This is a genomic window from Microbacterium terricola (genome assembly GCF_027943945.1).
GTDB classification, from domain to species: Bacteria; Actinomycetota; Actinomycetes; order Actinomycetales; family Microbacteriaceae; genus Microbacterium; species Microbacterium terricola.
Map to the genome: position 1 here is coordinate 541,722 of NZ_AP027141.1, position 13,298 is coordinate 555,019.

Genomic DNA, 13,298 nt, shown 5'->3' on the forward strand with positions numbered 1-13,298 from the left:
CCTCGGTCGAGCGGTCAGGCTTGCCGATCCAGAATCGCCTGGACGCTCGCCTCCGGTCCCAGGTCGAGGCGCCGAAGAACCTGTGCGTTGAGTGCCACGACGACGGTGGACAAGGACATCAGGATGGCGCCGACCGACATGGGCAGCACGAAACCGAACGGCGCGAGAACCCCCGCGGCGAGGGGAACGGCGATCAGGTTGTAGCCGGCTGCCCACCACAGGTTCTGCTTCATCTTTCGGTAGCTGGCCCTCGAGAGCTCGATGACCGACAGCACTGAACGAGGGTCGTCGCTGGCGAGGATCACGCCGGCGGAGGCTATCGCGACGTCGGTGCCGGCGCCGATCGCGATGCCGACGTCGGCTTGCGCGAGGGCGGGTGCGTCATTGACGCCGTCTCCGACCATCGCGATCCGACGGCCCTCGCGCTGGAGTTCGGCGACCTTCGCGGACTTGTCCTCGGGGCGTACGCCGGCGAAGACGCGGTCCACGCCGAGATCCCGCCCGACCGACCGGGCGACGGCGTCCGCGTCGCCCGTGATCATGACCACCTGGATGCCCAGCCTGTGCAGCGCGTCGACCGCCTGGCTCGATTCTGGGCGGATCTCGTCGGCGAGCTTCAACCCGCCGATCACCACTCCGTCACGCACGACGTGGAGGACGATCGCACCGTCGCGGCTCCACTGGGCCGCGGCCGAGACCTCGCCGGCGCCGACGCCCTCGAGCAGACGCGGTCCTCCGACGTGGATCTGCCGGCCCTCGACGGTCGCTACGACGCCGACCGCCGGCGATGACGAGAATCCGGTCGCTGCGGCGATCCCGAGGCCGCGGTCGGTCGCGGCTCGCACGATGGCCTTCGCGAGCGGGTGCTCGCTGTCGGCTTCGGCTGCGGCTGCGAGTGCGAGGACCGTGTCGGCGTCGATGTCACCCTGGGGTGCGACGGCGGTCACGGTCGGCTCGCCCTTCGTAAGTGTGCCGGTCTTGTCGAAGAGCACTGTGTCGATCGTGCGCATGCTCTCCAGTGCGAGCCGATCTTTGATGAGCACCCCGCCGCGCGCGGCACGTTCGGTGGCGATCGCGACGACCAGCGGGATCGCGAGTCCGAGCGCGTGAGGGCAGGCGATCACGAGAACGGTGATCGTACGGACAACCGCCGCATCGGGGTTTCCCAGCAGCGTCCAGACGATCGCGGTCAGCGCGGCGGCGCTCAGAGCGAACCAGAACAGCCAACCCGCGGCACGGTCCGCGATGCGCTGGGCACGCGACGTGGAGGTCTGCGCCTCGGCGACGAGCCGCTGTATACCGGCGAGAGTCGTGTCCTCTCCCGTCGCGGTGACCTCAACGCGCAGGCCAGAGTCGGTGGCGACCGTGCCCGCGGTGACCGGTTCGCCGATGCCACGTGCAACGGTGCGGGACTCGCCGGTGACCATCGACTCGTCCATGTCTGCGCGGCCGTCGACGATCCTTCCGTCGGCGGGGATGCTGCCGCCTGGGCGGACCACGACCACATCACCCACCCGCAGGGCAGACGGTGCCACCGTCACGACGCGGTCGCCTTCGACCCGTTCGGCCTCATCCGGAAGCAGTGCCGCGAGCGAATCCAATGCCGACGTGGTCTGTGCCAGCGACCGCATCTCGATCCAGTGGCCGAGGAGCATGATGACGATCAGCAGCGCGAGTTCCCACCAGAACTCGAGCTCGTGATCCAGCAGACCGAGGCTGGCGCCCCACGAGGCGACGAAGGCGACGGTGATCGCCAGGCCGATCAGCAGCATCATGCCGGGCTTGCGGGCGCGGAGTTCACTGACCGCCCCGGTCAGGAACGGCCACCCGCCCCAGACGTACATGACCGTCCCGAGGATCGGCGATATCAGTTGAACACCGGGAAGCTCCGGCAGCGAGTAGCCGATCAGCACTGCGAACATGCTTGAGAACCCGACCACCGGGATCGCGAGGAGCAGGTTGATCCAGAACAGGCGCCGGAACTGCGCGACATGGTCGGCGCCGTGACCGCCATGTGCGCTGTGCTCGCTGTGCCCGGTGTCGTGAGCCATTTGAGCTGTGTGATCGTGGTTGACGGCTATGTCGCGCGCCGCATGTGGATCCGTCATGGCGAAGTCCTCCTCGGTGCATCCGTCCCTGCAAGGATGTGCAGAAGGGTATAACGGGATACCCCATGGGGGTATTCCAGCCGAAGACGCACGAGGTGCGATCGGTGCCCTACCCGGAGTTCCTCGAGCTGCCGATCGCGAGGCTGTGCGAGGGCAAGCCGCGCGACGGTCTGCTCTTCGGTGATGGTGTCGGCTACCTCGGCCGTCCGCGCTCGTCGGGAGCGTCGCGATCATGGTTCATGACGGCACTGGATGCTGCAGGCCTCGAGCGGATGACCGTGCACGACCTGCGCCACACCGCCGCGTCGCTCGCGATCAGCTCGGGCGCGAACGTGAAGGCGGTGCAGCGGATGCTGGGCCACGCATCGGCGGCGATGACTCTGGATGTCTACGCGGATCTGTTCGACGACGACCTGGATACCGTGTCGGCGTCGCTGAACGAGGCGCGGAGCCGGGCGATCGCCTCTGGTCAGTAGCTCCACGGCGATAGCCCGCGAAGTGAATGAGCTCAGGCGGATACGTGGTGTCGGTCGGGTGCTTCGGACGTCGTCAGCACGACCCGCAAGCCCAAGGCGCGTGAGAGGCGATCAATCGTCGAGAGGGTGGGGTTTGCAACCCCGCGCTCGATCCGGCTGATCTCGCTCTGCTGAACACCTGACAGCTCGGCGAGACGCGGCTGGGACAGGTTCAGCTCGTTGCGCCGGGCCGCGAGGTCCGCGCCCAAGGCGAGGTGGCTCTCACGCTCGTCGGTGAAGACCTGTTCGGCGACCTCGTACGCCGCCCGCTGGCCGGCGCTCCAACGAGACTTGCGCCTGCTGGCGTAGTCCTCGAACGAGGTGGTCATGATGTCTCCAGATGTGCCTCAGCGTAAGCCGTCACCCGATTATGGGTCATGGCACATAGAACCTCAAGACCGCTTCTGTTGTTCCTTCCACCTCTTCAGCAAGGATCGCGCCTTCGTGATCTCACGTTGCTGCCGCCTCGGGGACGGATCCCTCCTCTTGTCGTAACCGCTCAGGATCAGAACGATCCTGGAGCCGTGAAAGGTGCAGAAGACGCGAAGGAGAACCTCTCGATGCGGGGTCTTGATGTCGTCTGGAAGATCGGTCTCGTCGAGTCCGGCAGCACTGTAGATGGCTGAAAGAGATCGGCGCACACGGAACTCGAACAGTCCCTCGCCGAGCGCCTTGCCCCACTCGCCATTGCAGATGTCCTGGCCCAGAGGCTTCAAGAAATGATCGATGGCCGCGAACAGAACAACTTCCTCGTACCGCCCGAGCTTCTTGACGAAGCGATCGAACTGCTTCGCATCGAAGAGTTCGACGGTCCAGTTGCTCACTTGTTGATCGTAGGCGGGAGGACTGACACGGACGTCCTGACGCACCGGGGTGTCGATCTTCCTTTGGCGGCCTCGAAAAGTGTGGGCAAAGTGTGGGCAAAACCACTTCTGACGAAACCACGAAGGGCCGCGATCCCTTGTAAACACTGGGATCGCGGCCCTTCAAAAGTGGACGCGACGGCGGGAGTCGAACCCGCAACGCTTCCGGGTATGAACCGGAGCCCGGGACCACCCGGATCGCCGCGATGACCCCACGCTAATCGGCGGCCACGACATCCGGCCCGAGCGTGACGGGCGGTTGCTCTGTGCGACGCCGTGTGACGACCGGGGGCCCTTCGTCTCGCTCGCGGTTCCTGAGCCTGTCGAAGGGCGCTCAGCGACCCGCGACGCGCGGCGGGGGCGGGGGAGCGGCGAGGGCCCGCAGCATCCGCTCCAGCATCTCGCGCACCTCGCCGCGCGAGGGCTCGGCGAGATCGGTGGTGTACTCGACGCCGGCGGGGATCCACGACAGCCCGTACATCGTCTCGCGCCAGTCGGCGCCTCCCACCGGCCATCGCGTGTGCGCAGCATCCTCTGCTTCGGCGCCCTGCCCCCACTGCCCGAACCATGCGCGCATCTCGTCGAGCGGAAGCTCCATGACGGCATCGGCCTCGACCGGCTGCCGCACCCACGACCGGGCGACCGTGATGAACTCCTCCACCTGATCGGGGGTCAGCTCGCGCCGGGGGAACAGCACGCGCGTGTGCTGCACGTCGGCGAGCCGGTCCACCCGGAACGTGCGCCAGTCGTCGCGGTCGAGATCCCAGCACAGCAGATACCAGTGCCGGTCGGCCGGTGCCAGCGAGTGCGGCTCGACGCGCCGCACGGTCACCTCGCCGGAGGCGGCGGTGTAGCGGAAGCGCACGCGCTCGCCGTCGCGGCAGGCGAGGGCGAGATCGCCGAGCACCTCACTCGAGACGGCCGCGCCGGCGTTGAGTCCGGTCGGCTGCACGGCCTCGGCGAGGGCCGACACGCGCCGGCGCAGGGGCGCCGGCAGCACCTGCTCGAGCTTCGCGAGCGCGGTCAGCGTCGTCTCCGGCCCGCTCACCAGGCGCTGGGATGCGGCCACCCGCAGCCCGATCGCCATCGCCACGGCCTCTTCATCGGTGAGGAGCAGCGGGGGCACCGCGCTGCCCGCCTCGAGCCGGTAACCGCCGGCCGCGCCGGGGCTGGACTCGATCCGGTACCCGAGATCGCGCAGCCGCTCGACATCGCGACGGACGGTGCGCTCGGTCACCCCCATCCGGCTCGCGAGCTCTGCGCCCGGCCAGTGGCGGTGCGTCTGCAGCAGATTGAGGAGCGAGAGGGCCCGCGACGTCGTATCGGACATGACCGAATAATCCCATCTATTGCGGACCGAATCTGTCCGCAAACCGTCCTACCGTGTCGTCATGACCGAACCGATCATCGAAGCGCGCGGGCTCACCAAGCGCTTCACCGTGAAGAAGAAGACCGTCGAGGCCGTCACCGACCTCACCTTCCAGGTGGCCCGCGGCGAGCTCGTGGCCTTCCTGGGCCCTAACGGCGCAGGAAAGTCGACGAGTCTGCGCATGCTGACCACACTGATCCCGCCGACCTCGGGCACCGCGTCCGTCGTCGGCTTCGACATCCTCAGACAGCCGGCCGAGGTCCGCGCGCGCATCGGCTACGTCGGCCAGCTCACGAGCGGCAGCTTCGCCCAGCGGGTGCGCGACGAGCTGATCAGCCAGGGCGCGTTCTACGGCATGGCCAAGCCGGCCGCCCGTGCCCGAGCGGACGAGCTGATCGAGTCGCTCGATCTCGCCTCGTTCGCCACGCGCACGGTGCAGCAGCTCTCCGGCGGGCAGAAGCGCCGGCTCGATGTCGCCCTCGGACTCATGCACGCCCCGCCGCTGCTGTTCCTCGACGAGCCGTCCACGGGGCTCGACCCGCAGAGCCGCGCCAACCTGTGGCAGCACATCATCGATCTGCGGGCACAGCACGGCACCACCGTGTTCCTCACCACCCACTACCTGGAAGAGGCTGACCGCTACGCCGAGCGCGTGATGGTGATGGACAAGGGCCGCGTGATCGCCGACGACACCGCGAGCACGCTGAAGGCCGAGCTCGCCGGCGACGTCGTCACTTTCGGGTTCGACTCTCCCGCCGACGCCGATCGGGCGCTCGACGTCGTGCGGACGCTCACGGATCGCGATGTGCGACGGGATGCTGCGGCATCCGTCACCGTCACGGCCCCCGACGGCGACGCCCTGCTGCCCGCCGCCGTGCGCGCGCTCGACGCAGCAGGGCTGACCGTGCGCTCAGCGACGGGCGTGCCCCCGACGCTCGACGACGTGTTCCTCGCGCTCACCGGCCGCACCCTGCGCGAGACAGGCTCAGCGACCGATCCTGTGGAGCCGGATCCGGATGCAGGCGCACAGACCGAGAAGGCAGGAGCAGACCGATGACCGCCCCCATCGACACCGCCGTGCGGGCCAATCCGGCCCGCGACACCTGGCATGTCCTCACACGTGAGCTCAAGCCGGTCGTGCGCGACCCATTCACGCTGATCTTCAGCCTGGTGCAGCCGCTGATCTTCCTCGGCCTGTTCGGGCCCCTGCTGGTCGGCCAGTCCGGCGCCCCCGTCGGCGAGACGCTGCAGTGGTTCGTGCCGGGAGTCCTGGTCATGATCGTGCTGTTCGGCACGGGTGCCACCGGCTCCAACCTGCAGTACGAGATGATGACCGGCTCGCACGAGCGCACCCTGGTGGCGCCGCTGGCGCGCTCCTCGCTGCTCGTCGGCCGCGCCCTGAAGGAGATCGCGCCGATCGTGGTGCAGTCGCTGATCATCGTGCTCATCGCCTGGCCGTTCGGGTTCACCGTGAACCCCGCGGGCATGGTGATCGGGCTCGCACTCCTCGCGGTGTTCGGCGTGGGGCTCGGCTCGCTCTCGTACACCCTCGCTCTGAAGACCAAGGACCGCGAGTGGCTGTTCTGGGGTGTGCAGCAGACGCTGATCTTCCCGCTGATGATCCTCTCCGGGATGCTGCTGCCCCTTGATGAGGGGCCCGGCTGGATGCAGGCGGTCGCGGCCGTCAACCCGGTCAACTGGGTCGTGCAGGCAGAGCGCGCGCTGTTCGTCGGCGACCTCGGGGCATCCGCGGTGATGTGGGGCTGGATCTCGGCGCTCGCCCTCGCCGCGGTCGGGTTGTGGGCCGGGGTCCGCGCGATCCACAAGAGCAGCTGAGTGCGGCAGAGTCGCGTGCACGGCTGCCGGGGCGCGACCAGGTAGCGTGATCCCATGACGACGGCGCGACGGCGAGGCATCCTCGCTGTCGCGACCGCCATGGTCCTGGTGGCCGTGAGCGTCGGGGTCGGCGTCGTCGTCGGCGACGCGCTCGGCATCCGCACGGAGCCCTCGGCGCAGATGACACCGGCCGACCCGGTCGTCCCCGCGGTCGCCGAGGCCGTCGCGCCGCCGGAGTTCACCTCGATCACCGTCCCCGACGGCGCACGTTACGAGGTCGCCGTGGCCGAGCTGCGCGACGCGGTCGCCGACGCCCCCGCACGCGTCGGCCAGGCGACCCTCGCCGTCACTCCGCCACCCGCTGACGGCGACGCCGCCGCCGATGACTACCGGGTCACCGGGGACGCCGCATCCCTCGTCATCGACGCGGGGCAGGAAGCCGGCGCGGTACGGGCGATCTACGACCTCGCCGCCGCGATCCGGGCCGGCCGGGCGGTCACCGACCTGGTCGGGGAGGCGACGGCATCCGCTCTGTCGTTCCGCATGGCCGACCTCGGCGCCGTCGGGGTCGACCCGGATCCGGCCCAGTGGGTCGACGGCACCGACTACTCGCACGTGTCACGCGCCTTCGAGGACGTGTATCTCGAGGACGACCCGTACATCGACCAGGCCGCGCTCGCCGAGGCGTACGACGACTGGGACGAGTTCCTGGGGGCGATCCTCTCCGACGGCTACAACGCCGTCGCCTGGCCGGGTTTCGTCGAATTCACCACCTTCGCCGGTGTCGACGGCGTCTACCCCGACGGCGACCCGCACGTCGCGCGGGCGCTCGCTCTGCGTGAGGCGTTCGGGCCGTTCTGGGATCGCGCCCAGGACCTCGGGGTCAAGGTGTTCCTGCGCACGGACATGCCCACCCTGACGCCCGAGCTCGAGGACTACCTCGTCGACCGCTTCGGCTCGCTCGACACCGAGAACCCCGAGCTGTGGTCCGTCTACACGGCGGGGCTCCACGAGCTGTACGAGGCCGAGCCCGCGCTGTCCGGCATCCTCATCCGCATCGGCGAGGGCGGCGAGGTCTACCAGGAGCCCGGCTGGGACTACTACTCGGCGATCGCGGTGCGCACGACCGCCGCGGTGCGCACGATGCTGGACGCGTACACGGCGCAGGCCGAGCAGACCGGGCGCGAGGTGGTCTTCCGCACCTGGAGCGTCGGCATCGGCGACGTCGGCGACATGCACACGGACGCGGCGTCGTATCACGCCGTGCTCGAGGGGCTCGATTCGCCCGCGCTGATCGTGTCGACGAAGTTCACGCTCGGTGACTTCTACAGCTGGCTGCCCCTGAACGACACGCTCGCGACCGGCGACCAGCGCAGGATCGTGGAGTTCCAGAGCCGGCGCGAGTTCGAAGCGTTCGGGTCGTTCGCGAACGACCTCGGTCCCGAGTACCAATGGGCGCTCCAGACGCTGCTCGCCGACAACCCGCAGATCGAGGGCATCTGGACCTGGACGCAGGACGGCGGCCCGTGGCGGGCGGGTCCGATGTCGCTGTACCTCAAGGCCGGCTTCTGGCAGCTGTACTCGCTCAACACCCAGGTGTCGGCGGCGCTCGCCCGCGACCCCGGGACCGACGTGGGGCAGGTCACGGTCGACTGGGCGCGGGAGTGGTTCTCGAGTGATCCGCGGACCGTGACGGCGATCGCCGAGGCGATGGCGCTGTCGCGGCAGGCGATCACACAGGGGCTGTACCTGGAGCCGTTCGCCGAGCAGCGCACCTTCGCGATCGGGCTCGAGCCGCCGCCTCAGATGTGGCTGTTCGAGTGGGACATCCTCACCGGAGACTCGGCGACGCTCGACGTGCTGTACGCCATCATCGGGGGCGACCGTGTCGACGAGACGATCGCGCTCGGGAAGGATGCCGTCGCCACCGCGGAGGACATGCTCGCGCTCGTCGAGGGCACCGACCCCGACACCTGGCACGACCCCGCTCTGCGGGAGGCGTTCACGAGCGCCCTCGCCTACGAGGCCGACACCCTGAGACTGCTCGCGTCCTACCGGGAGATGTTCCTCCGTCAGGCGCAGTGGCACGACACCGGCTCGGCCGACGTGCACGCCCAGTGGGAGACGGCGCGCGACGCCTACATGGCGCTCGCCGACGAGCACCTCGCGGCCTACCAGGGCGACGTGGACCACCCCGCGTGGAACCTCACCGCGGCCGAACTCGGCGTCCAGCGCGCCGACCGCGACCTGGCGATGGCATGGACCGCACGCGTGCTGCTCGTGCTCGCGCTGGCGTGGCTGTTCATCGGTATGCTGGCGACCCGCACCAGCCTCGTCGGCAAGCCGGGGGCGGCGGCCGCGCGGGCATCGTGGGTGGCCTCGACCCGGCCGTGGCGTGCTCGCGAATCGACACTCGGGATGCTGACGCTCGACCAGGTGCTGATCCTCGGCGTGCCGGCAGCCCTGCTCATCGCCACCCGGGCGGTGCAGACGTCGTTCCTGTCGTGGACGCAGCTCGCGGTTGTCCTCGGCGCGTGGGCGGTGTTCGCGCTCATCGCGCGCCTGCTGCTCGGATCGGGAAGATCGCCGTGGCCGCTGATCGCGTCCGTCGGCGGCGTCGTGGTGCTCCGCTGCATCGTCACGCTGTTCGCGCTGTCGTTCACAGGGCCCGGCGGCTACTGGTTCGCCTTCTGGACCGACCCCGTGCTTCGCGTGGTCTACATCGCCGTCGCGTTCTCACTGTTCGTGTGGGTGTTCATCGCGGCGGGCTGGGCGATGTCCGTGCAGATAGGCCGGCGGCGCGCGACCGGCGTCGTCCTCGGTGCGGTCGGTGCAGGGCTCGCCGTCCCGTCCCTCGTCGTGGCGGTCGTGGGACTCGAGCAGGCGCTCACCGTCTGGAACGACCAGATGGGGCTGCTTCCGTGGGGGCTGTCCCGCATCCTCGGCATCACGACCTATCTGGAGATCCCCGGCGACGCCGCGTGGGTCGCCTTCGGCGTCGGCCTCGCGCTCGCGGTCACGGGCGTGCTGCTGTCACTGCGGTGGGGTCGTCGAGACCGGGTCTAAGCTGACGGGCACGCCCGCCCGTGTCGCGGGTTGACGGGGAGGGCGGCATGAAGAAGAAGCAGTACGAGAAGGAGCTCAAGAAGCTTCATGTCGAGTTGGTCGAGCTGCAGGAGTGGGTCAAGCACGCCGGACTCAAGGTCGTCGTGGTGTTCGAGGGCCGTGACGGGGCAGGCAAGGGTGGGGTCATCAAGGCGCTCACCGAGCGGGTCAGCCCCCGGGTGTTCCGCGTGGTCGCGCTGTCCGCGCCCAATGAGCGCGAGCAGACCCAGATGTACATGCAGCGCTACCTGCAGTACTTCCCGGCCGCTGGCGAGGTCGTCATCTTCGACCGCAGCTGGTACAACCGCGCGGGTGTCGAGCGCGTGATGGGATTCACCGACGAGGCGACCTCGCTCGCGTTCCTGCGCCAGACGCCGGCGTTCGAGCAGGCGGTGGTCGATGCGGGCATCATCCTCCTCAAGTACTGGCTCGACGTGAGCCCGGAGGAGCAGACGCGCCGGCTCGAGGACCGCATCAACGACGGCAGGAAGACCTGGAAGCTCTCGCCCATGGACCTCAAGTCGTACAACCGCTGGTACGACTACTCCCGCGCCCGCGACGACATGTTCCGAGTCACCGACACCGAGCATGCGCCGTGGCACGTCGCGATCTCGGACGACAAGGAGAGGGCGCGGCTGAACGTCATCGCCCACCTGCTCTCCCAGATCCCGCACGAGCCCCTCCCGCAGGAGGAGATCGTGCTTCCGGCCCGTCAGGAGAAGGGCGACTACGTCGACCCCGACTACCCGTACCGGTTCGTGCCGGAGGCCTATTGACGGGAACGGCTGTCGGCGGGCGCGCCTAGACTCGTAGGGACATGAGTGACGGTTCCACGCCCATCATCGTCGGCGGGGATGCGGGCCCGCGCGGCGGACGCCCCGACGAAGACCTTCTCGAGGGGCTCAACCCCCAGCAGCGCGAAGCAGTGACCTACCGCGGTCCGGCGCTGCTGATCGTCGCGGGCGCCGGATCGGGCAAGACCAGCGTGCTGACGCGGCGCATCGCATCCCTCCTCCGCGGCCGTGAGGCGTGGCCGAGCCAGATCCTCGCCATCACCTTCACCAACAAGGCCGCAGGCGAGATGCGCGAGCGCGTCGCCCACCTCGTCGGCGACGCGTCGCAGGGCATGTGGATCTCGACGTTCCACTCCGCGTGCGTGCGGATCCTCCGCCGCGAGGCCGAGCAGTTCGGCTTCACCAAGGCGTTCACGATCTACGACTCCGGCGATTCACGCGCCCTCATCAAGCGGCTCGTGAAGCAGCATGAGGCCGACGCGTACGGCCTCACCCCAGCGTCCGTGCAGGGCAAGATCTCCAAGCTCAAGAACGAGCTCGCCGATGCCGAGTCGTACGCGCGGTCGGCGAATCTCTCCGACCCTGCCGAGCGGCTGTTCGTCGAGATCTTCGGCGACTACCAGCGCGAGCTGCAGCGGGCGAACGCGTTCGACTTCGACGACCTCATCGGGCAGGTCGTGTTCCTCTTCCGCGCCTTCCCTCACGTGGCTGACGTCTACCGCCGCCGGTTCCGGCACATCCTGGTCGACGAGTATCAGGACACGAACCACGCGCAGTACGCGCTCATCCATGAGCTGACCCGGCCGCTTTCCGGCGCATCCGGAGCCGAGCCCGTCGAGGCGTCGAATGGGATGATGATCTGGGGGCCGGACACTTCGACGGGCTCAGTGAGCGGGGGCGGCTCGGCAAGCGGTGGCGGGTCCGAGTCCGACGGTGCATCGCTCACCGTCGTCGGTGACTCCGACCAGTCGATCTACGCGTTCCGCGGCGCCGACATCCGCAACATCAGCGAGTTCGAGCGCGACTTCCCCGGCGCGCGCGTGGTGCTGCTCGAGCAGAACTACCGCTCCACGCAGAACATCCTGACCGCCGCGAACGCCGTGATCGGCAACAACTTCGACCGCAAGGACAAGAAGCTCTGGACCGACGTCGGCGCGGGCGAGAAGATCATCGGCTTCACCGGCTACTCGCAGCACGACGAGGCGCAGTTCATCGCCGACGAAGTCGACGCGCTGCGACGCGCCGGCATCGACTACTCCGAGATGGCCGTCTTCTACCGCACCAACTCGCAGTCCCGTGCGATCGAAGAGATCTTCATCCGGGCCGCCGTGCCCTACAAGATCATGGGCGGCACGAAGTTCTACGAGCGCGCCGAGATCAAGGATGCGCTCGCGTACCTCATCGCGGTCGCCAACCCGGCAGATGAGATGGCGCTGCGCCGCATCATCAACCGGCCGCGGCGGGGAATCGGCGACGTGACCATCGAGACGATCGCGCGCTACGCCGTCGACGAGCGCATCACATTCCGCGACGCGCTCGCCAATTCGACCTCCCTCGGGGTCGGTCCGAAGATCCAGGCATCGATCGCGCACCTCGACGCCGTGCTCGCGGAGGCCTCCGCGCTGATGCTGCCCACGTCGGGCGAGCTCGCGCCGCCGACCGCCGTCGCCGACGGGCTTTCGCTCCTGCTCAACAAGTCGGGCTACCGCGACGCTCTGCGTGCGAGCAAGGACGCGCAGGACGAGGCGCGGCTGGAGAACCTCGACGAGCTGGTCGCCGTCGCCCGCGAGTTCGCGCGCAACAACCCGGAGGGCACCGTCCTCGACTTCCTCACCGAGGTCGCACTGGTCTCCGATGCGGACGACCTGGAGGATTCGTCCGGCTCGGTCTCGCTCATGACGCTGCACACCGCGAAGGGCCTCGAGTACGACGCGGTGTTCCTCACCGGGGTGGAGGAAGACCTCATTCCGCACCGCATCTCGGCGGGCGAGCCCGGTGGGCCGCAGGAGGAGCGGCGACTGTTCTACGTGGGCATCACCCGCGCCCGGAAGCGCCTGTACCTGTCGCTGGCGATGACCCGGGCGCAGTTCGGCGAGGTATCGGTGGCGATGCCGAGCCGGTTCCTGCAGGAGATCCCGGTCGAGCTCATGCACTGGCGTCAGTCGCCGGGCGACGTGAACTCGCGCGGCGGCACGCAGTCGCGCGCGCTCAACGCGCGCCGCGGCGGGTTCGGCGGCTCAGGTGGCTCGGGCGGGTCCCGGTACGGCGACGATCTCGTTCCGCTGCCCAGGCGCGAGCGCTCGGGCTCCATCGAGCAGTTCGCGAACCGCATCCCGGCCAAGGTGCGCGACAACGGCGACATGGAGCTCGCCGCGGGCGACCGCATCCGCCATGACGATTTCGGCGAAGGACGCGTGGATGCTGTCACCGGCGAGGGCGCGAAGCGCGTCGCGCATGTGCGGTTCGACAAGGTCGGCGCGAAGAAGCTGCTGATCAAGATCGCGCCGATCGAGAAGGTCTGATTCGTCCCGATCCGGGGCGTTTGACGCCCGGAAAGGTCGGCTGAGCAAGATCCCTCTGTCGCGGGACCCGATTCCTGTGATATTCATATGCCCACGAGTGCATTTTTGGGGACTGACACTCGTCATGGGGATCGGGCATTGACGCCCGGAGCTGGGGGGCGACGATGCTTGCTGCGCGCGGACACG

General features: G+C 68.8%; 9 protein-coding genes, 1 tRNA gene and 1 pseudogene. 6 read left to right on the forward strand and 5 right to left on the reverse strand.

Annotated features, from left to right (window positions below; all coding sequences use genetic code 11):
* Positions 1–14 precede the first annotated feature (14 nt).
* Entirely contained in the window at positions 15–2,051 is a 2,037-nt protein-coding gene (locus Microterr_RS02555; RefSeq protein WP_263796308.1) for a heavy metal translocating P-type ATPase, read from the reverse strand.
* A gap of 137 nt (positions 2,052–2,188) precedes the next feature.
* Between Microterr_RS02555 and Microterr_RS02560 the strand changes: the two are divergent.
* Positions 2,189–2,584, forward strand: a pseudogene (locus Microterr_RS02560) (tyrosine-type recombinase/integrase); the annotation flags it as partial.
* A gap of 32 nt (positions 2,585–2,616) precedes the next feature.
* On the opposite strand, the gene Microterr_RS02565 reads toward Microterr_RS02560, so the two are convergent.
* The 4 genes from Microterr_RS02565 to Microterr_RS02580 all read right to left on the reverse strand — a co-directional run bounded on the left by Microterr_RS02565 (position 2,617) and on the right by Microterr_RS02580 (position 4,816).
* Positions 2,617–2,952 carry a helix-turn-helix domain-containing protein gene (locus tag Microterr_RS02565; RefSeq protein ID WP_263796307.1) on the reverse strand — a complete coding sequence of 112 codons (336 nt, stop codon included), beginning with the start codon at positions 2,950–2,952 and terminating at the stop codon, positions 2,617–2,619.
* Positions 2,953–3,015: 63 nt separating this feature from the next.
* Complete coding sequence (locus Microterr_RS02570) at positions 3,016–3,447, reverse strand: hypothetical protein (RefSeq protein WP_263796306.1); 432 nt, start codon at positions 3,445–3,447, stop codon at positions 3,016–3,018.
* A 169-nt stretch (positions 3,448–3,616) separates the two neighbouring features.
* Positions 3,617–3,692: transfer RNA gene (locus Microterr_RS02575), tRNA-Met, on the reverse strand.
* A 128-nt stretch (positions 3,693–3,820) separates the two neighbouring features.
* Positions 3,821–4,816 (reverse strand): helix-turn-helix transcriptional regulator, encoded by a 996-nt coding sequence (locus Microterr_RS02580; RefSeq protein ID WP_263796304.1) that lies wholly within the window; start codon positions 4,814–4,816, stop codon positions 3,821–3,823.
* A gap of 61 nt (positions 4,817–4,877) precedes the next feature.
* Here Microterr_RS02580 and Microterr_RS02585 point away from each other — a divergent pair, with 61 nt between their 5' ends.
* Genes Microterr_RS02585 through Microterr_RS02605 form a run of 5 tightly spaced genes read left to right on the forward strand, consistent with a single transcriptional unit; the run spans position 4,878 to position 13,112 of the window.
* Positions 4,878–5,912: an ABC transporter ATP-binding protein gene (locus Microterr_RS02585; protein WP_263796303.1), complete on the forward strand. Its 1,035-nt coding sequence runs from the start codon at positions 4,878–4,880 to the stop codon at positions 5,910–5,912.
* On the forward strand, positions 5,909–6,691 hold the full coding sequence (locus Microterr_RS02590) for an ABC transporter permease (RefSeq protein ID WP_263796302.1): 783 nt from the start codon (positions 5,909–5,911) through the stop codon (positions 6,689–6,691). The genes Microterr_RS02585 and Microterr_RS02590 overlap by 4 nt, the downstream gene beginning before the upstream one ends.
* Positions 6,692–6,745: 54 nt before the next feature.
* Positions 6,746–9,757, forward strand: a complete 3,012-nt coding sequence (locus Microterr_RS02595; protein WP_263796301.1) for a hypothetical protein — start codon at positions 6,746–6,748, stop codon at positions 9,755–9,757.
* 47 nt (positions 9,758–9,804) lie between these two features.
* Positions 9,805–10,572 carry a polyphosphate kinase 2 gene (ppk2, locus tag Microterr_RS02600; RefSeq protein WP_263796300.1) on the forward strand — a complete coding sequence of 256 codons (768 nt, stop codon included), beginning with the start codon at positions 9,805–9,807 and terminating at the stop codon, positions 10,570–10,572.
* A 41-nt stretch (positions 10,573–10,613) separates the two neighbouring features.
* Entirely contained in the window at positions 10,614–13,112 is a 2,499-nt protein-coding gene (locus tag Microterr_RS02605; RefSeq protein WP_263796298.1) for an ATP-dependent helicase, read from the forward strand.
* Positions 13,113–13,298: the final 186 nt, after the last annotated feature.